The 18,359-nt window shown below is 63.7% G+C and carries 19 protein-coding genes and 2 pseudogenes; 14 read left to right on the forward strand and 7 right to left on the reverse strand.

Annotation, left to right across the window (positions count from 1 at the left end; all coding sequences use genetic code 11):
• Window positions 1–639 (forward strand): HAD family hydrolase, encoded by a 639-nt coding sequence (locus EBI04_RS07635; protein ID WP_135256964.1) that lies wholly within the window; start codon window positions 1–3, stop codon window positions 637–639.
• Between the two features lie 20 nt (window positions 640–659).
• Here the strand turns inward: EBI04_RS07635 and EBI04_RS07640 are convergent, their stop codons facing one another.
• Both EBI04_RS07640 and EBI04_RS07645 read right to left on the reverse strand, forming a co-directional pair.
• On the reverse strand, window positions 660–1,187 hold the full coding sequence (locus EBI04_RS07640) for a type I phosphoribosyltransferase (protein ID WP_135256965.1): 528 nt from the start codon (window positions 1,185–1,187) through the stop codon (window positions 660–662).
• 8 nt (window positions 1,188–1,195) lie between these two features.
• Window positions 1,196–1,732, reverse strand: a complete 537-nt coding sequence (locus EBI04_RS07645) for a phosphoribosyltransferase family protein (protein ID WP_135256966.1) — start codon at window positions 1,730–1,732, stop codon at window positions 1,196–1,198.
• A gap of 22 nt (window positions 1,733–1,754) precedes the next feature.
• Here EBI04_RS07645 and EBI04_RS07650 point away from each other — a divergent pair, with 22 nt between their 5' ends.
• Both EBI04_RS07650 and EBI04_RS07655 read left to right on the forward strand, forming a co-directional pair.
• Window positions 1,755–2,183: a bifunctional nuclease family protein gene (locus tag EBI04_RS07650; RefSeq protein ID WP_015718016.1), complete on the forward strand. Its 429-nt coding sequence runs from the start codon at window positions 1,755–1,757 to the stop codon at window positions 2,181–2,183.
• A complete protein-coding gene (locus tag EBI04_RS07655) occupies window positions 2,183–2,950 on the forward strand; it encodes a metallophosphoesterase (RefSeq protein WP_135256967.1) in 768 nt (255 codons plus the stop codon). The genes EBI04_RS07650 and EBI04_RS07655 overlap by 1 nt, the downstream gene beginning before the upstream one ends.
• Here the strand turns inward: EBI04_RS07655 and EBI04_RS07660 are convergent.
• Together EBI04_RS07660 and EBI04_RS07665 are read right to left on the reverse strand one after the other, a co-directional pair.
• Entirely contained in the window at window positions 2,931–3,254 is a 324-nt protein-coding gene (locus tag EBI04_RS07660; RefSeq protein WP_135256968.1) for a histidine triad nucleotide-binding protein, read from the reverse strand. The genes EBI04_RS07655 and EBI04_RS07660 overlap by 20 nt on opposite strands.
• Window positions 3,255–3,264: 10 nt before the next feature.
• The gene (locus EBI04_RS07665; RefSeq protein ID WP_135256969.1) at window positions 3,265–4,572 is read right to left on the reverse strand and encodes a MiaB/RimO family radical SAM methylthiotransferase; all 1,308 of its coding nucleotides are present in this window, start codon (window positions 4,570–4,572) and stop codon (window positions 3,265–3,267) included.
• Window positions 4,573–4,724: 152 nt separating this feature from the next.
• On the opposite strand from EBI04_RS07665, the gene EBI04_RS07670 reads away from it, so the two are divergent.
• The 7 genes and pseudogenes from EBI04_RS07670 (at window position 4,725) to EBI04_RS07700 (ending at window position 13,231) form a co-directional block, all read left to right on the forward strand.
• The gene (locus tag EBI04_RS07670; protein ID WP_135256970.1) at window positions 4,725–8,891 is read left to right on the forward strand and encodes a ribonucleotide reductase barrel domain-containing protein; all 4,167 of its coding nucleotides are present in this window, start codon (window positions 4,725–4,727) and stop codon (window positions 8,889–8,891) included.
• A gap of 61 nt (window positions 8,892–8,952) precedes the next feature.
• Complete coding sequence (locus tag EBI04_RS07675) at window positions 8,953–9,225, forward strand: hypothetical protein (protein WP_135256971.1); 273 nt, start codon at window positions 8,953–8,955, stop codon at window positions 9,223–9,225.
• 22 nt (window positions 9,226–9,247) lie between these two features.
• Window positions 9,248–9,859, forward strand: coding sequence for a phosphoribosylanthranilate isomerase (locus EBI04_RS07680; RefSeq protein ID WP_135257913.1), 612 nt, complete (start codon window positions 9,248–9,250; stop codon window positions 9,857–9,859).
• Window positions 9,860–9,866: 7 nt separating this feature from the next.
• Window positions 9,867–10,661, forward strand: a complete 795-nt coding sequence (locus EBI04_RS07685; protein WP_135256972.1) for an inositol monophosphatase family protein — start codon at window positions 9,867–9,869, stop codon at window positions 10,659–10,661.
• Between the two features lie 13 nt (window positions 10,662–10,674).
• Window positions 10,675–11,154 carry a flavin reductase family protein gene (locus tag EBI04_RS07690; protein ID WP_135256973.1) on the forward strand — a complete coding sequence of 160 codons (480 nt, stop codon included), beginning with the start codon at window positions 10,675–10,677 and terminating at the stop codon, window positions 11,152–11,154.
• Between the two features lie 284 nt (window positions 11,155–11,438).
• Window positions 11,439–12,550, forward strand: a pseudogene (locus EBI04_RS07695) (transposase).
• Window positions 12,551–12,622: 72 nt separating this feature from the next.
• Window positions 12,623–13,231 carry a type I restriction enzyme HsdR N-terminal domain-containing protein gene (locus tag EBI04_RS07700; RefSeq protein ID WP_167481919.1) on the forward strand — a complete coding sequence of 203 codons (609 nt, stop codon included), beginning with the start codon at window positions 12,623–12,625 and terminating at the stop codon, window positions 13,229–13,231.
• 9 nt (window positions 13,232–13,240) lie between these two features.
• Here the strand turns inward: EBI04_RS07700 and EBI04_RS07705 are convergent, their stop codons facing one another.
• Window positions 13,241–13,630, reverse strand: coding sequence for a M67 family metallopeptidase (locus tag EBI04_RS07705; protein ID WP_135256975.1), 390 nt, complete (start codon window positions 13,628–13,630; stop codon window positions 13,241–13,243).
• Between the two features lie 31 nt (window positions 13,631–13,661).
• Entirely contained in the window at window positions 13,662–14,186 is a 525-nt protein-coding gene (locus EBI04_RS07710) for a hypothetical protein (RefSeq protein ID WP_135256976.1), read from the reverse strand.
• Window positions 14,187–14,758: 572 nt separating this feature from the next.
• On the opposite strand from EBI04_RS07710, the gene EBI04_RS07715 reads away from it, so the two are divergent.
• The 4 genes from EBI04_RS07715 (at window position 14,759) to EBI04_RS13230 (ending at window position 17,054) form a co-directional block, all read left to right on the forward strand.
• Window positions 14,759–15,883 (forward strand): transposase, encoded by a 1,125-nt coding sequence (locus tag EBI04_RS07715; RefSeq protein ID WP_444545749.1) that lies wholly within the window; start codon window positions 14,759–14,761, stop codon window positions 15,881–15,883.
• Window positions 15,880–16,251 carry a hypothetical protein gene (locus EBI04_RS07720; RefSeq protein ID WP_135256977.1) on the forward strand — a complete coding sequence of 124 codons (372 nt, stop codon included), beginning with the start codon at window positions 15,880–15,882 and terminating at the stop codon, window positions 16,249–16,251. The genes EBI04_RS07715 and EBI04_RS07720 overlap by 4 nt, the downstream gene beginning before the upstream one ends.
• Window positions 16,251–16,583: a hypothetical protein gene (locus EBI04_RS07725; RefSeq protein ID WP_135256203.1), complete on the forward strand. Its 333-nt coding sequence runs from the start codon at window positions 16,251–16,253 to the stop codon at window positions 16,581–16,583. Before EBI04_RS07720 ends, EBI04_RS07725 begins: the two co-directional genes overlap by 1 nt.
• A gap of 330 nt (window positions 16,584–16,913) precedes the next feature.
• A complete protein-coding gene (locus EBI04_RS13230) occupies window positions 16,914–17,054 on the forward strand; it encodes a hypothetical protein (RefSeq protein ID WP_167481872.1) in 141 nt (46 codons plus the stop codon).
• A 175-nt stretch (window positions 17,055–17,229) separates the two neighbouring features.
• Here the strand turns inward: EBI04_RS13230 and EBI04_RS07730 are convergent.
• A pseudogene (locus EBI04_RS07730) lies at window positions 17,230–18,353 on the reverse strand (transposase).
• Window positions 18,354–18,359 lie beyond the last annotated feature (6 nt).

Genomic DNA, 18,359 nt, shown 5'->3' on the forward strand with positions numbered 1-18,359 from the left:
ATGCGGGGAGCCCTTTTGGACCGGGACGGGGTTCTGCTCTTCATGGACGAGGAAGCCCTTTACAAGAAGGCCCTGGAGCTTTCCATCCATGGAGCTGGCCTGGAAAAGACCCTGGCCGTCCTGGCCCGGGCGGTGCGGGAAATCAACGAGACGGTCCGCACCCTTCAGGTGCGCACCCACGAGGAGGAAGCCACCTTTTGGAACACCCTGGCCCAAAAGGTGGCCCAGGAGCTTGGGCTTTCTGGCCCCGGGAAAACCTCCTTATCCAAGGAGCTCCGCTCCTGGCGCTACTACCACTTCATGCGCAAAGCCCCTGGGGCGGAAGCCTTCCTTCGGAGCCTCAAAGAACAGGGCCTTAAGGTGGGCGTGCTCTCCAACACCTTGCCAAGCCTACAGGAAAGCCTGGCCTACCACGGCCTGGATGCCTACGTGGATGGCTTCTTCGCTTCCTGCGCCCTGGGAGTGGCCAAGCCTGACCCCAGGGCCTTCCAAATGGCCCTCGAGGCCATGGACTTGGCCCCGGAGGAAACCCTCTACCTGGACGACGACCCGGAGAACGTAGAGGCAGCCTCGAGCCTGGGGCTCAAAGCCTCGGTATATCTCGCTACAATTCCGGACTCTTCAAGATATACACAATAAACACATCCATGAAGAGCTCGTCACAGCACGGGAAGCTCAGCCACTGTCAGCACATCTAACGCGGGTGTACCCTGGCGGAAGGCGGCGATCCGTCCCACCACCCGTCCCCCTGCCCGGAGCACCATCCGCTCCATAGCCTTCATGGTTTCCCCGCTGGAAACCACATCGGATATCAGGGTCACCTTCTGGTTAAGAAGCTTTTCGGCGAACCGCCGGTCCAGCCAGAGCACCTCCCCCACCCCCAGGGTTAGGGTCTGCACCTCCTGGATGATGGGATCCTCCATGTAGGGGCGGCGTCGCCTTCTCGCCACCACGTAGGGTAGGCCCATCTCCTCTGCAAGGACATGGGTAAGGGGGATCGGGCTCGTTTCCGTGGTGAAGAGTACCTCGGTGCCCGCGGGCACCAAGGGCTTTAGGGCCTGGGCCGCCGCCCGCACCAGCTCGGGATCCCCCAAAAACTCCACCAGGGGGATGCGCCGCCCGGGCAAGGGCTCGATGAGGGGCACGTGGCGGGTAACGCCGCCGATGGTGATGGGATAGGTTTCCATAAAACCTCCTATTCCGGCTTAAAGAGGGGCAGGTGGCCTAGGGCGATGACATCCTGGCGAGGGGTGCCCTCGGTGAAGACCGCCAGCACCGCCACCACCTGCCCCCCCACGCTCTCAATAAGCTCCCGGAGGCCAGAAAGGGTAGAACCCGTGGACACCACATCGTCCACAATGGCCACCTTGTGCCCCCGGATAAGGGGAATGTCCGCCCCATCCAACACCAGAAGCTGGGGCTTGCCCGTGGTGATGGAGAGCACCTGACGGCTCACGGGGTTGATCATGTAGGGCTTCTCCGTCTTCCGAGCCACCACATAGGGCTTCTTCGTAATCCGGGAAAGGGCATGGGCCAAGGGCACCGCCTTGACCTCAGGGGTGACCAAGGTTTCCACCTCGGGGGGTAAGCGCTTGGCCAGCTCCTCGGCGGCGGCCTCGGTGAGCTCGGTGTCCCCCAGAAGGTTTAAAAGGGCCACGGCCACATCCGGCCCCACCTGGACGATGGGAAGCTCGCGCCGAACCCCAGCGATCTCCACAGGGTAAGTCCTCACGCCGCTAGTCTATACTCAAGGTATGCTGAACGCCAAGATCGAGACCCTGGGCGTGGACCCCCAGAACGGGAGCGTGGTGGTCCTGCTCAGGACGGAGAACGACAAGCTTCTCCCCATCGTCATCGGTCCCCTCGAGGCCCACCACATCGTGGTGGCCTTGCAAGGTGAAAAACCACCGCGCCCCCTAACCCCCGATCTCCTCCTCTCCGTGATGGAAATGCTTCAGGGAAAACTCCTGCGTGTGGAAATCATCGACCTGCGGGACGGCACCTTCTATGCCCGACTCATCCTGGAACACCGGGGCATCGAACTGGAGGTGGACGCAAGGCCCTCCGATGCCATGGCCTTGGCCCTTAGGGCCGGGGCCCCCATCCTGGTGGCCGAGGAGGTGGTGGAAAAAGCGGGGGTGGAGGAAGCCAGCCTAAAGCCCCACGGAGCCGCTGAGGCCTAGTGCGTAGGCTCCTTTTCCTCCTTCTTTCCCTCGGACTGGCCTTTGGCCAGCGGGTGGCGGTGATAGGGGATTGGGGCCAGGACACACCGGGCCGGGCCCAGGTGGCCAGCCTGCTACGGACCGAGCACGTCCGCAAGCCCTTGGCCGCCCTCTTCACCGCGGGGGACAACTTCTACCCCCGGGGGCTGGTGGTGGAGCGTTTCCTAAGGGAACTCCCTCCCACGCCCCTTTACCCCGCCTTCGGCAACCACGATGCCCCGAACCTCGAGGGCCAGCTCAAGCGTTTCCAGCTGGAAAAACCCTATTACCAAGTGCGCCTAGGGGCAATGGAGTTCTTCATCCTCTACACGGAGGGAGACCTAAAGGCCCAGCGGGGCTGGCTGGCCCAGGCCCTGAGCCACACCCAGGCCCCCTGGCGGGTGGTGATCCTCCACCGTCCCCTTTATTCCTCGGGGTTGCACGGGGGAAGCCCGAGCCTCAGGAACCTTCTGGAACCCCTCTTGCGGCAATACCGGATACCCTTGGTCCTGGCCGGGCACGACCACCATTACGAGCGCCTTCAGGTGGGCTTCACCACCCACCTGGTGGTGGGCGGGGGCGGGGCAGGCCTCTACCCCACCAAGCCTCCTTCCCCTTACACTCAGACCCTGGCGGTGGCCCACCACGCCCTTTTCCTGGAGGCGGAAGGGGAAACCCTGGTGGGCTACGCCCTGGCCCCTAGCGGCCAGGTGCTGGACCGCTTCGTCCTCAAGAAGGACTTCCCATGATGTGCACATGCACGTGGAAGACCTCCTGCCCCCCCTTCTCCCCCACGTGCACCTGGACCTTATACCCCTCGAGGCCAAGGACCCGGGCCACCCGGTTTGCGGTGCGGAAGAGAGCTCCGAGCTTCCGCTCCCCCTCCTCGGTGTCCGGGTAGTCGGAGAGCTTCTCCACGTGCTCCTTGGGGACCACCAGCACGTGCACCGGGGCCTTGGGCCTTATGTCGTGGAAGGCCACAAAACCCTCGTCTTCGTAGACTTTCCGGGAAGGAAGCTCCCCAACGATGATGCGGCAGAACACGCACTCCATGGGAAAGAGTCTACCTTATGGGGAGTTCCAGGGGAAGCGGAGCCTCCTGCTGCACCCTTTCCACCCGGCCCAAAAGGGTGTATCCCTCGGCCCCCTCCACCCGCGCCAAAACCGTATCCCCCGGCCGAGCGGAACCGGAAAGACGGGCCTCGTAGTAGTCGGGGGTGTGGCCGAGGGCAAGGCCTCCCTGGATCCTCTCCACCAAAACCTCCACCTGGCTTCCCAGCTTGGGCCTGATGCGCTCCTCCGCCAGACGCTGAGCCAGGGCGATAACCTCCTTGGTGCGCCGCTTGCGCACCTCCGGCGGCACCTGGGGCATAGAGGCCGCCCGGGTCTTGGGGCGGGGGGTATAGGTGAAGGCGTGAACCCGGGTGGGCCTAAGCTCCTCCAGGAAGGCCAGGGTTTCCTGGTGCTCCTCCTCGGTTTCCGTGGGGAGCCCGGCGATGACATCCGTGGTGAGGGCGAAGCCGGGGATGAGCTCGTAGGCCCTCTGCACCAGGTTGCGGTAATAGGCCTTGTCGTAGCGGCGTCCCATGAGCCTTAGGAGGCGGTCCGAACCCGTCTGCAGGGAAAGGTGGAGGTGAGGCCGCACCTCAGGGGCATACCGGGCGATGACCCGAAGGAGGTCCTCCCCCGTGTCCTCAGGCTCGATGGAGGAAAGCCGCACCTTGGCCCCCAGATGGTAGAGGTCCTCCACCAACCCCGCAAGGCCCCTGGGGTGGCCCCGGTAGCTCCCAAGCCGCACCCCGGTGAGCACGATCTCCTTTATACCCATCCTTAGAAGGGCCTCCGCCTCCGCCAAAGCATCGCGGTAATCCCGATGCCGTTCTTTGCCCCTTAGCCGGGGGATGATGCAGTAGGCGCAGCCCACCTGGCAACCATCCTGCACCTTCAAAAAAGCCCGGACCCGGCTATTGAGAAGCCCCCTCTCCCCCGCCCCCCAGAACTCGTTGGGAGGGGTGGTGATGGGGTCTGCGGGAAGGCCAAAGTGCTCCAGGATCACCTTGGGAAGCTCCGCCTTGCGGGAGTTGGGCACCACGGCGTCGGCACCCAGCTCCTGCACCTCCTCTGGGGAAAGCTCGGCGTAGCACCCCGTGACCACGATGAAGGCCCCTGGGTTAGCCCGCCTGGCCCGGCGGATCTCCTTGCGGGCATCGGCCTCGGCGGTGGTGGTCACGGCGCAGGTGTTGATGACCACCAGGTCGGCTCCCGCCTCGAGGGGAACCACCTCCGGCTCCAGGGCCTTGAGGAAACCCAGCAGGGCCTCGGTTTCCACCTGGTTCACCTTGCACCCGAGGGTGCGGAAAGCCGCACGCATCCCTCCCATTTTGGTAGGCTGAGGGGGCTTAGTCAACAACCAGGGGCAGAGTGTGACCCCCCCCACTTGCCGGGAAAACCCCAAAGGTTGTAGTATTCCAGGCGTCTGCCCCAAGATGTGGGGTAAACACCCCGAGGGGGTCCGGAGGATTTATGGAACGGTATTTCTTTGACGATCACGCGCAAGCCATCGCCAGGCGCCAGTATTTCCAGGAAGGGGACGGGGATATCCTCGGCATGTTCCGCCGGGTGGCCCGGGAAATCGCCAAGGTGGAAAAACCCGAGGACCGGGCCTACTGGGAGGAAAAGTTCTATGACCTCATGGCCTCCAAGCGCTTCTCCCCCGGCGGGCGCATCCTGGCCGGGGCCGGTACCCCTCACGGCAACCTCCTGAACTGCTTCGTGCAGGGAGCCACCCAGTACCCCCCGGAAAGCTTTGATGGAATCATGGAGGTGGCCAAAAAGCTGGCCCTGGTCACCAAGGTGGGTGGGGGGAATGGGGTCAACCTGGACCCTTACCGCTCCAAGGGGAACCGTCAGCGCCAGGCAGTGCGGGGCGTGGCCTATCTCTCCGCCCGCCACCCCGATGGGGCCGATTTCATCCGGGGCCTTATGCGCCCCCCCACCAACCCGGAAGGGGAAAAGGAGGAGATCGCCCTGAAGAACTTCCTGCGGGCGGTCTACGGGGAGGTTTCCCCCGAGCTTAGGGCCCTGGCGGAACGCTACGGGGTCCTGGTGGTCCAGGAACCCCCTCCCGGAGCCATCCAGGTACCCGACGACATGGGGGGCATTGTGGAAGCCGCCAAGGAGGCAGCCGCCTTGGCCCTGAAGGGCCTCGAGCCCCACGTGGACTTCTCCCTCCTTCGGCCCGAGGGAGCCCCCATCCGGGGCTCCGGGGGTACCAGCTCCGGCCCGGTGAGCTTCCTCATGGAGATCTTTGACAACTTCCTGGAGTGGGCCGCCCTGGGAGGGGAGGAAGCGGGTCCCGTGGCCACCTTACGGTATGTGTACGCCCCGGTGCTCCGGGTGGTGAGGCAGGGCGGGACCCGCCGCGGGGCGGGAATGGCTACCCTTTCCATAGAGCACCCCGACCTCCTGGACTTCCTCACCGCCAAGGACCTGGACCGGGAGAAGGCCGAGGGGGATATCTCCACCTTCAACATCTCCGTCCTGGTCACCGAAGCCTTCATGAAGGCCCTCGAGGAGGACACCCTCTGGCCCGTGACCCCCATTGAGGTGCCGGGGAAATACTACCCCTATCCCTTAGGAGGCCCCTACACGGGCCAGATCCCTGCCCTGCCGGAGCGGGAGGATGGGGCCAAACCCATTCCCCTTTTCGGGGGCAAAGTTCCCGCCCGCTGGCTCTGGCACGAGATCGCCTGGCACGCCTGGGCCACGGGGGAGCCGGGGCTCATCTTCGTGGACCGGATCAACGGGCTTTCTGCCCTCAAGGGTTTGGGCGAACGCTACCAGATCCGCTCCACCAACCCCTGCTTCGTAGGTTCCACCCGCATCCCCACCGAGTACGGCCTGGTGCCCATCGCCGAGCTGGCTGAGAAGGGGAGCTTTTTCCTGGTCACCGACAACCGCGCCCCCTTTGGGGGGATGGGCCAGCCCTTGCCGCAGACGGGCACCGCCGTGCGCCGGGCGGCCAAAGCCTTCTTCACCGGAACGAAGCCCGTGGTGCGCCTCAGGACCCGGGAGGGCCTCGAGCTCACCCTCACCCCCGACCACCTGGTCCTCACCCCAGAAGGCTACCGGGAAGCGGGGGCGCTGAAGCCGGGGGATCGCGTCCTGGTGCAAAGCGGGGAGGGACTTTTCCCCAAGGAAGACCTCCTCCCTGCCCCCGCCCTGGCGGTGGCCCGGGAACGGGTGGCCGCCGCGGGAAGCCGGAGTGGGCGGGGCCGGGAGGATGTGAAGGGCCAGTACGCCCGCCTGCCCACCCGTTGGAGCCCGGAGCTGGGCGCGGCCCTGGGCTGGCTTCTGGGCGATGGGTACCTGCGGGAGGATGGGGTGGGGTTCTACTTCTCGCGAAAGGACTACGAGGAGGTGTCCTGGCTTCCCACCCTGCTCCGGGACTGGTTCGGAGGAGGTACCCTCCAAGAAACCCCCTCCAACACCTACCACCTCCACTTCAACCGGATTCCCGCCGAGTTCTTCCAAGCCCTGGGGGTGAAGCCCGCCAAGGCCACGGAGAAGCGGGTTCCCGAAAGCCTCTTCCGGGCGCCCCGGGAGGCGGTGGTGGGGTTCTTGCGGGGCCTCTTCAGCGCCGATGGCTCGGTCCAGGTCAACCCCAGCAAACAGGACGCCACCATACGCTTGGCCTCCTCCAGTCTGGGGCTTCTGCAAGACGTCCAGCTTCTCCTCCTCAACCTGGGCATCTACGGGAAAATCCACCGGCGGCGGGCGGCAGGAGAAAAGCTCCTCCCCGATGGCCGGGGAGGCCACAAGACCTACCCCGTGGCCGAGCAGTACGAGCTCATCCTGGGAGCGCAAAGCCGCGACCGCTTCGCCGAGGTGGTGGGCTTTCTCCAGCCGGAAAAGCAGGCGAAGCTTCGGGCCTTCTTGCGGGAACGCCCTAGGGGAAGCTACCGCAAGCCCTTTGTGGCCACGGTGGCCTCGGTGGAGGCTGCGAGTGTGGCGCCCGTGTACGACCTCACCGAGCCGGTCACCCACAGCCTGGTGGCGGGTGGGCTCGTCTGCCACAACTGCGGGGAGATCCCCCTCACCGTGGGCGAGCCTTGCGACCTCGGAGCCCTGAACCTGGCCGCCTACGTGAAGGACGGGGAGTTCCAGATGGCGGAGTTCCGCAAGGATGTCCACACGGCCATCCGCTTCCTGGACAACGTCCTTGACGTGAACAAGTTTGCCCTCCCCGACAACGAGGAGGCAGCCAAGAAGCTCAGGAGGCTCGGCCTCGGGGTCATGGGCCTGGCGGACGCCCTCATCAAGATGGGGCTTCCCTACTCCTCCGAGAAGGCCAGGGAAAAGGTCTACGAGATCATGTCCGCCCTGCGGGAGGAGGCCATAAGGGCCTCGGAGGCCCTGGCCGAGGAGCGGGGCCCCTTCCCCCTCTACGAGGAACACCGGGACTACTTCCAGGGCCTGGGGGTGAGGTCAAGGCGCAACGTGGCCGTCCTCACCGTGGCCCCCACCGGCACCACCTCCATGCTCATGGGGGTTTCTAGCGGCATCGAGCCCGTCTTCAGCCCCTTCGTCTGGCGCAGGATCGGCGGGGAGTACAAGCCCCTTCTGCACCCCCTCTTCGTGGAGCTGATGGAGGCCTACCCGCCCCATCCCGATTACGCGAAGGAGGGCAAGTGGGACTGGGAGAAGATCATCGCCGCCATCCAGGAGGACGGGCACGGCTCGGTCAAGAAACTTCCCTTCGTCCCCGAGGCGATCCGCCGGGTCTTCGAGTGCGCCCACGACATTCATCCCCTGGACCACGTGCGGATGCAGGGAGCCGTGCAGAGGGCCTTCGACGCCGAAGGGTATGCCGGAAACTCCCTCTCCAAGACCATCAACCTGCCCAACCATGCCACCGTGGAGGAGGTGGAAGCCGCTTATCTAGAGGCTTACCGCACAGGGTGCAAGGGCATCACCGTCTACCGGGATGGCTCCCGGGAGTTCCAGGTGCTCACGGTGAGGAAAGAGGAGAAGAAGGAGGAGAAGGAAGAAGCTCCTTTGGTTTCCCATCCTGCCCCTGAGGCCCCCTCGCCAGCGCCTCAACCGGGTACCCCCATGTACGAGCGCCCGGGCAGACTCATGGGCTTTACCGACATGGTCAAGCTCCTCTCCCCCGATGGAGGCAAAAGGAGCTTTCTGGTCACGGTGAACATGCTGGAGGGAAAGCCCATAGAGGTCATCCTCACCTCGGGCAAGGCAGGAGACGAGGCCAACGCTGACTCCGAGGCCCTCGGCCGGGTGGTCTCCATCGCCCTCCAGTACGGAGTGCCCCCGGAGGCCATCGTGAGGACCCTAAGGGGCATCAATGGCGGTCTTTACGGCACCTACCAGGGCAGGCTGGTTTCCAGCAAAGCGGACCTGATCGCCGTGGCCCTGGAAACCATCCCCGAGGTCCTAAAGGGGGAGGCCACCGCTGCCCCTAAGGCAGTCCCGGGTCAGCCCCGTGGAGGCCACCTTGACGGGTTGACCGAGGTACCCGCCCTCTCTGGCGGTTCCCTTGGGGTAAGGGGGCCCCAAAGCGGCCTGGTCCTGGCGGGAGCCACCAAGTGCCCCTCCTGCGGGGAGGTAGCCCTGGTGCGGGAGGAGGGATGCTACAAGTGCCAGGTCTGTGGCTACTCCAAGTGCGGTTAGACCTCAGGTAAGGGTGTCCAGGCCCCACCAGGGCGGCTGGTGGGGCCCTTAAACTAAGGGCATGGTCCAGCCCCGGCGCTTCACCCGCGAGGAGTGCCACCACCTCCTGGAAGCTGGCGTGATTCCGGAGGACGAGCGGGCGGAGCTCATAGAGAGTACCGTGGCGGAGATGAGCCCTATAGAAAGCCAGCATGCGGGCGTGGGGAAAAGTTTCAATGCCCTCTTCCACCCAACCCTGGCCGACCAAGCCCTGGTGAGGGTACAGGATCCCATTCGGCTCCCAGTGCCCGGCCTCCAGGAGTTGGGGAACGAGCCTTCTCCCAGGTTTCCCTGAAGGTAAGGGGGGTTCTGCCTTGATCCGCATCAAGATCTGCGGCATCACCCGGCTGGAGGACGCCCTTTTGGCGGAAGCCCTAGGAGCCTTGGCCGTAGGATTCGTCTTCGCTCCGGGCTCCAGGAGGCGGGTGGACCTCGAGGTGGCCCGGGCCATCTCGGAGGCTTTGGGCCCCTTTGTGGTTCGGGTAGGGGTCTTCCAAGACCAAGGCCCCGAGGAGGTGCTGAGGGTTGCGGAACGGGCCAGGCTCCAAGTGGTCCAACTCCACGGGGCCGAGCCCCCGGAGTGGGCGGAGGCCATCGGCAGGCACTTTCCTGTCATCAAGGCCTTTCCCCTAACCGGCCCTGCGGATCCCGGTTGGGCCCAGTACCCCGCAGGCGCCCTTCTGCTGGATGGCAAGTCTCCGGGAAGCGGCCAAACCTACCCCAGGGACTGGGCCAGGCCCCTTTTACAAACGGGAAAGCGCATCATCCTGGCCGGCGGGATAACCCCCGAAAACCTGGAGGAGGTTCTGGCCCTGAGGCCCTACGCCATCGACCTGGCCAGCGGGGTGGAAAGGGCCCCGGGGATAAAGGACGAGGCCAAGCTAAAAGCCCTTTTCGCTAAGGGAAGGGCGTGGAATCCCGGCGTATGATGGGGAGGTGATTGGCAGGAAGCACCCCTACTTCCCCTACCTCGAGGCCATGCTGGAAGCCGCCCATTTGGCCAAGGGCATCCACACCTACTACCAGGCTAAGGGCTTCACCCACGGCACCAAGTCCGGTCCCACCGACCTGGTGACCCAGGCGGACCGGGAGTCGGAGGAAGCCATCAAGGAACTTCTCCTCTCCCGCTTCCCCGAGGCGGGCTTCTTGGGGGAAGAGGGGGGAAGCGAGGGGAGCAAGGCCCTTCGCTTCATCGTGGACCCCTTGGACGGCACCGTGAATTACGCCCACGGCTTTCCCTTCTATGGGGTTTCCATCGCCCTCGAGGTGGAGGGGAAGATCCAGGTGGGGGTGGTGCTGGACACCAGCCGGGACGAGGCCTTTTACGCGGTTCGGGGGGAAGGCGCCTTCCTAAACGGCCGGCCCATCCAGGTTACAAGGCGGAAGGAGCTCTTGGGAAGCCTCCTTGCCACGGGGTTTCCCTACGATGTGGCCAAGGACCCGGAAAACCTCACCTACTTTCACCGGGCCCTGTCCAAGGGACTCCTGGTGCGCCGGCCGGGGGCGGCGGCCTTGGACCTGGTTTATGTGGCTGCCGGGAGGTTGGAGGGCTTTTGGGAGGTGAAACTGAACCCCTGGGATGTGGCCGCAGGCTGGCTCATCGTGGAGGAGGCAGGGGGGAAGGTCACCGACCTGGAAGGAAGGCCCTACCGCCTGGGGCACCGCTACATCGTGGCCACCAACGGCCACATCCATGAGGCCCTCATCCAGACCCTCCTGGCCCAGGGCTAAAATGAAAACCGGTATGGACCTCGAGGCTAAGAAAAAAGTCCTGCGGAGCTTCACCTATGGCCTTTACGTCCTCACCGCAAAAGACGGCGAGGACTACGCCGCGGGCACGGTGAACTGGGTGACCCAGGCCTCCTTCACCCCTCCCCTCATCGCCCTGGGGGTTAAGCGGGATAGCCGCCTGCATGAGCTTATCCAGCGCACGGGCAAGCTGGCCCTCATGACCCTGGCGGAAGGCCAGAAGGGCATCGCCCAGGACTTCTTCAAACCCACCCAGCGGGAGGGAAGCACCCTGAACGGCCATCCCTTTGAACCCTCCCCCACCTTTGGCCTTCCCCTCCTCACCGAGCTTCCCTACTGGCTCGAGGCCGAGGTGCGCCACCTCCACGAGGGCGGGGACCACAGCGTGGTGGTGGCCGAGGTGGTGGAGGCCGGGGTGAGGCAGGAGGCCAAGCCCCTCGTCATGTGGGACACGGGCTGGTTCTACGGGGGCTAGCTCCAACGTTCCCTTTTCGTTTGTTAAGCTATGCTAACATAGCCTAAAGGAGGAACTCATGGCTTTTCCTAAAAAAGTGATTGACCGCGTCATAACTGGGCTTAGGCGTTTTCTTCCTATCCTAGATGCAGCCTACGCAAGAGACGTTAACGAAGCCGACACAGTGCGGATTGTTGCAGACATGTTAAGTGACTCAAAACTTGCACTTATCCACCCCCCGCATACCCATGCGCCAGGGGACCACTTGAAAAGGGCCGCCGGGTTCCCTTCGGATGAAGGGTGCCATGACCCAAACGGCCCATTCTCTACTCTGGACCCTCCTGGCCCTCCTGCCAACCCCCACCTCCGCGAATCCCTCAAAGCGCTTCTTCTCCTCCTTCTCACCGGCCACGGCAAGGCCAGGCCCCAGCACAGCAAGACCAAGTCCCCTTCCGCCCTCTCCCGCTTCCTCAACCGCTATCCCTGGCCCACCCGCGCCCTCATCCGCCTGGCTCGCAAGAAGGCCCAGGAAACCCTCCACCGGGCCAGGCCCAGGCGGGGGCCCAAGCCCAGGCTCCTGGTGGTCCTGGACCTGGTCACCCTGGAGAAGCGGGGCCTCTTCCCCGCCTTGCCCCTCTCCTTTTTCCACGGCAAGTGGGGGCTCCACCTGGTGGTGCTCTATCTGGTGCTGGGAGAGCTGCGCATCCCCTGGGCCTACCGGGTGTGGCGGGGGAAGGGGGAGAAGGCCCTTTCCCTCCTTGCCCTGCGTCTTCTGGCCTCCCTGCCCCCCTGGATGCGCAAGTCCTTCCACCTTCGGGTGGTGGCCGATGCTGCCTTCGGCACCGCCCGGTTTCTTGTGGGGGTGCGGGGGTTGGGTCTGGAAGCGGTGGTGGGGATGCGGCGGGACCGAAAGACGCGGGAGGGGCTTCCCCTCTTTGGGCTCAGACGGCAGGGGAGTCGGGTGCATCTGCGGGGACTTCCCTTTCCCGTGTGGGTGAGCTGGTACCGCTATCCCTTACCCGGGGGAGGGTGGGAGTGGCGGTACGTGGTGGCCACCTTTCCTGCGGGGCCACGGACTGTGCTGGTGTGGGGGCGGCGGCGGTTTACCATTGAGCACTTCTTCCGCACGGTAAAGAGCGAGTTTTCCCTGGGGCGTTTTGGGCAGCGGACGGCCTTGGGGGTGCATCGGTTTCTGGTGCTGTCCTTCCTGGCTTACCTGCTGGCCCACTGGGTGAGGCTAGCTCCAGACGGGAGAGGTCTTTCTTGGCGGGAGGCTGGGCGGGAGGCGGCGCGCCTGCTTCTGCCGGAGGTGGTCTTGCGGGTCCTCATGGCCGAGCTGGGAGCTTTGGGTCTTTGGCCTCCGCCTGCGGGGGGAAGGGGGTGTTCATGCAGGGTATTCGGGAGGTGCAAGTTTTGAGGTGATGTTTTTGGCTATGATAAGTGGAGCGAAATCACTTCTGAGCTTGCCATTCGCGGAACCTATTGCGACTTGGCCATCCTTCAAAAAGGGGCTGTTAAGTACCTTGTTGAGGTCAAGGCGATTGGTTCAGAATTGAAGGACGCTCACTTAAAGCAAGCTGCAGACTACGGAGCCAATCAGGGAGTGGATTGGGTCATACTGACGAATGGCCGCATCTGGCGCGTTTACCGCATTGTATTTGCCAAACCCATTGGGCAGGAACTCGTTCTGGATATAGATTTGTTTAACTTAAACAACCGCAAAGGGGCTACGGTAAAAGTGATGCAAGATCTTTTTCTCCTTACCAAAGAAGCTTCGCTCAAAGGTCTTCTTGAACAGTATTACGTGCAACAACAGCTCTCAAATCGTTTTGTCTTGGCTGCTCTCCTACAAACACCCCCTGTGCTTAATACACTTCGCAAGCTCTTTCGTCAACTTAACCCCGAGTTAAAGCTAGAAATCGATGAAATTAAGGATCTACTTACCACCGAGGTCATCAAGCGAGAAGCCCTAGAAGGGGAACGAGCAGCTATGGCCGCAAAGCTCGTTAAAAAGTTATTTCAACCTAAAAAGGCCGCAAAACTCAAAGGAGCCAAAGAACAACCTGCTCCCGGGGGAAATCCCTCAGGAGATCTATAGGCAGCCGCTTCAATCTCCACCCACATGGATCTCCACCTCCCGCCCTTCCGGTAGAAGGAAAGCCCTGACCCCATCGGTGCCGAAGATGACGTAGGGCACCCGCCAGCGGGCCTCGCGGATATCGGTGGGGCTGGGGAAGGCAGGCCCCCTGGGATGGGAGTGGTAGATGGCCAAGAGGGTCAGACCCTCCCCTTCCATCTCCTTTAGGGCCCGAAGCAGGGCCAAGGGCTCGGCCAGATACCCCACCAGAGGCTCTGGGTGGGCGTTGGGCAGGGGAATCACCCTTTCCACCTCCCGCCTCCCCGCCCAAAGCCCCACCCCTTCCCTAGGCGCCTCCTTTTGGAGGTGGGTGCGGGTTTCCTCCAGAAGCCTCCTGGGCACGTAGAGCACTTGGGACAATCGCCCCCTCCTTAGGCCTATACTTACACGTTTAGATATGACGCCTAGGGTTCTTGGCTACGGAGTGGACACCTTCCGGGTGAACCTGTATTGGGACGAGGGACGCTATCAGTTGCCGGAAGGTCTGGAGGCCGCCCTTGATAATCTCAAGGACTTGTATCGTCAGAACCCTGGTGCGGCCATTTTGTGGGGCGTCGATGCCTATTTCCCCCTTCCTCGTTTGGATGGTTCCGTGGATATCATCTCTGGAGACCTTCCCCTTTATGAAGCGGCTTTGGTCCAGCCTACTCGTCATTACGCTTGGCAGTTGAGCTTCGCTAACCTCCTGTTCGTCCGCCTCTCGGCGGTCCGGGACACTACCCGCCGGGCTTCGTTCCCTGCGGTGGTGGTGGAGATCACGGGTACCTACATGATGCAGGCGGGTAGGGATGTCCGGCGTGTGGTGGATTGGGTCATGGAAGCCGCCACAAACCTGGTGGGTACTCGGCCTTCGAGGATCCAGGTGTCCCGTGTGGATCTCTTCGTGGATATCGAGGTGCCCCATGGCGCCTTCCATGTGGAGGACATAGCTCGGTTCACTAGCCGGGCTCGGTCCCGGTCCATGTGGCTCGCTGAGGGGCAGGTCCCCGCCGAAGGCGGGGCCGCCCCCAGTGGGGGGCCCATGAGTAACACGCCCCCCGCTATTCAAGTTCCTGCGTCCCTCGGTGAGGCCCCTGCTACCATGTCCGTTCATCTTCGGGGTCATACCTGGTCGGGCTTCACCTTCGGGCGTGGCCCCCTGCTGGCTCGGGTCTATTCCAAGACCCTTGAGGCCAAGACCAAACCCGCTTCCCGCTTGCTCCTCAAGGCGTATGAGGAGGTTCACGGTGCCCTTCAGGGGGAGGTCGTACGGGTGGAGTTCCAGCTAACCCCGGAGGTGTTGGCCGAAATGGTGGTGCCTGGGGATGGGGTGGATGTGCGGGATTGGGACGTGTTTGGTCCGTCTATCCCGGCGATTTGGGCGTATCTCACTGAGTCGTGGCTTGTGTTGCGTGATAAAGCCACTTACCTCAAAACTTGCACTTATCCACCCCCCGCATACCCATGCGCCAGGGGACCACTTGAAAAGGGCCGCCGGGTTCCCTTCGGATGAAGGGTGCCATGACCCAAACGGCCCATTCTCTACTCTGGACCCTCCTGGCCCTCCTGCCAACCCCCCACCTCCGCGAATCCCTCAAAGCGCTTCTTCTCCTCCTTCTCACCGGCCACGGCAAGGCCAGGCCCCAGCACAGCAAGACCAAGTCCCCTTCCGCCCTCTCCCGCTTCCTCAACCGCTATCCCTGGCCCACCCGCGCCCTCATCCGCCTGGCTCGCAAGAAGGCCCAGGAAACCCTCCACCGGGCCAGGCCCAGGCGGGGGCCCAAGCCCAGGCTCCTGGTGGTCCTGGACCTGGTCACCCTGGAGAAGCGGGGCCTCTTCCCCGCCTTGCCCCTCTCCTTTTTCCACGGCAAGTGGGGGCTCCACCTGGTGGTGCTCTATCTGGTGCTGGGAGAGCTGCGCATCCCCTGGGCCTACCGGGTGTGGCGGGGGAAGGGGGAGAAGGCCCTTTCCCTCCTTGCCCTGCGTCTTCTGGCCTCCCTGCCCCCCTGGATGCGCAAGTCCTTCCACCTTCGGGTGGTGGCCGATGCTGCCTTCGGCACCGCCCGGTTTCTTGTGGGGGTGCGGGGGTTGGGTCTGGAAGCGGTGGTGGGGATGCGGCGGGACCGAAAGACGCGGGAGGGGCTTCCCCTCTTTGGGCTCAGACGGCAGGGGAGTCGGGTGCATCTGCGGGGACTTCCCTTTCCCGTGTGGGTGAGCTGGTACCGCTATCCCTTACCCGGGGGAGGGTGGGAGTGGCGGTACGTGGTGGCCACCTTTCCTGCGGGGCCACGGACTGTGCTGGTGTGGGGGCGGCGGCGGTTTACCATTGAGCACTTCTTCCGCACGGTAAAGAGCGAGTTTTCCCTGGGGCGTTTTGGGCAGCGGACGGCCTTGGGGGTGCATCGGTTTCTGGTGCTGTCCTTCCTGGCTTACCTGCTGGCCCACTGGGTGAGGCTAGCTCCAGACGGGAGAGGTCTTTCTTGGCGGGAGGCTGGGTGGGCAGCGGCGCGCCTGCTGCTGCCGGAGGTGGTCTTGCGGGTCCTCATGGCCGAGCTGGGAGCTTTGGGTCTTTGGCCCCCGCCTGCGGGGGGAAGGGGGTGTTCATGCAGGGTATTCGGGAGGTGCAAGTTTTGAGTTACCTCAACTACTCCGTTTTGGGAAATGCCCCTGTGGATCCGCTTTGGCGGTTGGTCCAGGGTGCTTTTCGTGAGGGAGGTGATACGGGAAAGGCGGTTAGAGTGAAGTGGCAAGCACAGGTGGATGTCCTTTCGCTGGCCAAGCAGGCTCTTGGGGCCTATCTGACTGCTCTAGCGGCGGTTGGTAAGGCGGGTAAAGTCAACCTCCTCAACCCCTTCATTGCTCTTTTCCGTGTCCTTGCTGGTACTGCTGAAGATCGCAAGCGGTTCGTTGAGGAGGCTAAGGTGTCCTACTTCAAGGGTGTGGAAACAAAGCAGGCTCGCTTTGGCTACATGCCTGAGCGCATGGCATACGGAGGTGTGTGATGTTTGACGGCGTTCCGGTTAGCACGGTGGATCTCTTGGTCCTTGGTGTTTCGTCCGGTGTGCGGAAGGACGGCGTGGCCTATGCCCGTGTCCTGGTTGCCATGAGCCCCCAGATGCCTAACGTGCGGGGCCTGGAAGCGGTCTACCTGGAGGCCGATCCATCCGTGGAGGCTTCCTTCAAGACCCTCCCCGCCGTCTACCGCCTGCGCCTTCGGAAGGGTGCGGTGCGGGGTTATGGCACCCGGCGGGATGAGGTGCGGGAAGTGGTCGTGGGTGCTGAGCTCATCGGCACCCTGGCCCTCAAGGAGGCTCGGGAGGTAAAGAGTGCTTGACCTTCAGGCCCTCATGCCCTTCTTCCAGGTCGTTGCCTTTGGCCTCGGCCTCATTGGTGGGGCTCTGGTGGGGGGTGAGTGGTGAACCCGTCTGCCTGGTTCATCTGGACCCTGGCCTTTACGGTGGTGCCCTTCTCCCTGCTAGCGGCCTACCGCTACATGGGCAGGCTCTATGGAGGCTTCTAATGTGGACTGGACTCCGGTCTTTCAGGCGTTTTGGTGGGGGTTCGGTGCGGGTCTGGTGGCATCGTTCCTCCGTAATCTCCTCAAGCGGCTTTAGGGACAACCGGGGTGCTAACCCCGTAGAGGTCCAGAAAGGAGGTGAGTAGCGTGGAGTTCGAGCCTTCTCAAATCGCTTCCCAGGTTACCAACTATATCGGCCTTGTGGCTGCGGCTGGCGTCGGCGTGCTGGCTCTGAGCATTGGGCTCTCTGCGGCTTGGCGCTATGCCAAGAAGTTCCTGAAGGGGTAGCCCTATGAGGAAGGCCCTCCTGCTGGTGGCTCTCCTGCTCCTGGCAGGGGGGCCTGTCTACTCTAGCGGTGTTATCGATGTGGACTATGCTCCCGTGCGGCAGACGGTGTCCATGGTGCTGCGTACGTCCAGCAGTACTGAGATTGTGCAGCTGGCATCTGGGCAATTGCGTAACTCAAAACTTGCACCTCCCGAATACCCTGCATGAACACCCCCTTCCCCCGCAGGCGGAGGCCAAAGACCCAAAGCTCCCAGCTCGGCCATGAGGACCCGCAAGACCACCTCCGGCAGAAGCAGGCGCGCCGCCTCCCGCCCAGCCTCCCGCCAAGAAAGACCTCTCCCGTCTGGAGCTAGCCTCACCCAGTGGGCCAGCAGGTAAGCCAGGAAGGACAACACCAGAAACCGATGCACCCCCAAGGCCGTCCGCTGCCCAAAACGCCCCAGGGAAAACTCGCTCTTTACCGTGCGGAAGAAGTGCTCAATGGTAAACCGCCGCCGCCCCCACACCAGCACAGTCCGTGGCCCCGCGGGAAAGGTGGCCACCACGTACCGCCACTCCCACCCTCCCCCGGGTAAGGGATAGCGGTACCAGCTCACCCACACGGGAAAGGGAAGTCCCCGCAGGTGCACCCGGCTCCCCTGCCGTCTGAGCCCAAAGAGGGGAAGCCCCTCCCGCGTCTTTCGGTCCCGCCGCATCCCCACCACCGCTTCCAGACCCAACCCCCGCACCCCCACAAGAAACCGGGCGGTGCCGAAGGCAGCATCGGCCACCACCCGAAGGTGGAAGGACTTGCGCATCCAGGGGGGCAGGGAGGCCAGAAGACGCAGGGCAAGGAGGGAAAGGGCCTTCTCCCCCTTCCCCCGCCACACCCGGTAGGCCCAGGGGATGCGCAGCTCTCCCAGCACCAGATAGAGCACCACCAGGTGGAGCCCCCACTTGCCGTGGAAAAAGGAGAGGGGCAAGGCGGGGAAGAGGCCCCGCTTCTCCAGGGTGACCAGGTCCAGGACCACCAGGAGCCTGGGCTTGGGCCCCCGCCTGGGCCTGGCCCGGTGGAGGGTTTCCTGGGCCTTCTTGCGAGCCAGGCGGATGAGGGCGCGGGTGGGCCAGGGATAGCGGTTGAGGAAGCGGGAGAGGGCGGAAGGGGACTTGGTCTTGCTGTGCTGGGGCCTGGCCTTGCCGTGGCCGGTGAGAAGGAGGAGAAGAAGCGCTTTGAGGGACTCCCGGAGGTGGGGGGTTGGCAGGAGGGCCAGGAGGGTCCAGAGTAGAGCTTGGGCCGTCTGGTGCATGGCACCCTTCATCCGAAG

This window comes from Thermus caldilimi, assembly GCF_004684245.1.
In the GTDB taxonomy this organism is placed as follows: Bacteria; Deinococcota; Deinococci; order Deinococcales; family Thermaceae; genus Thermus; species Thermus caldilimi.

Bases quoted from the DNA above. Each gene is read 5' to 3' on its own strand.
- EBI04_RS07635 (WP_135256964.1), top strand. From the start codon at position 1: ATGCGGGGAGCCCTTTTGGACCGGGACGGGGTTCTGCTCTTCATGGAC.
- EBI04_RS07640 (WP_135256965.1), bottom strand. From the start codon at position 1,187: ATGGAAACCTATCCCATCACCATCGGCGGCGTTACCCGCCACGTGCCC.
- EBI04_RS07650 (WP_015718016.1), top strand. From the start codon at position 1,755: ATGCTGAACGCCAAGATCGAGACCCTGGGCGTGGACCCCCAGAACGGG.
- EBI04_RS07660 (WP_135256968.1), bottom strand. From the start codon at position 3,254: ATGGAGTGCGTGTTCTGCCGCATCATCGTTGGGGAGCTTCCTTCCCGG.
- EBI04_RS07665 (WP_135256969.1), bottom strand. From the start codon at position 4,572: ATGCGTGCGGCTTTCCGCACCCTCGGGTGCAAGGTGAACCAGGTGGAA.
- EBI04_RS07670 (WP_135256970.1), top strand. From the start codon at position 4,725: ATGGAACGGTATTTCTTTGACGATCACGCGCAAGCCATCGCCAGGCGC.
- EBI04_RS07675 (WP_135256971.1), top strand. From the start codon at position 8,953: ATGGTCCAGCCCCGGCGCTTCACCCGCGAGGAGTGCCACCACCTCCTG.
- EBI04_RS07690 (WP_135256973.1), top strand. From the start codon at position 10,675: ATGGACCTCGAGGCTAAGAAAAAAGTCCTGCGGAGCTTCACCTATGGC.
- EBI04_RS07710 (WP_135256976.1), bottom strand. From the start codon at position 14,186: ATGGAAGGCGCCATGGGGCACCTCGATATCCACGAAGAGATCCACACG.
- EBI04_RS07715 (WP_444545749.1), top strand. From the start codon at position 14,759: ATGAAGGGTGCCATGACCCAAACGGCCCATTCTCTACTCTGGACCCTC.
- EBI04_RS07725 (WP_135256203.1), top strand. From the start codon at position 16,251: ATGTTTGACGGCGTTCCGGTTAGCACGGTGGATCTCTTGGTCCTTGGT.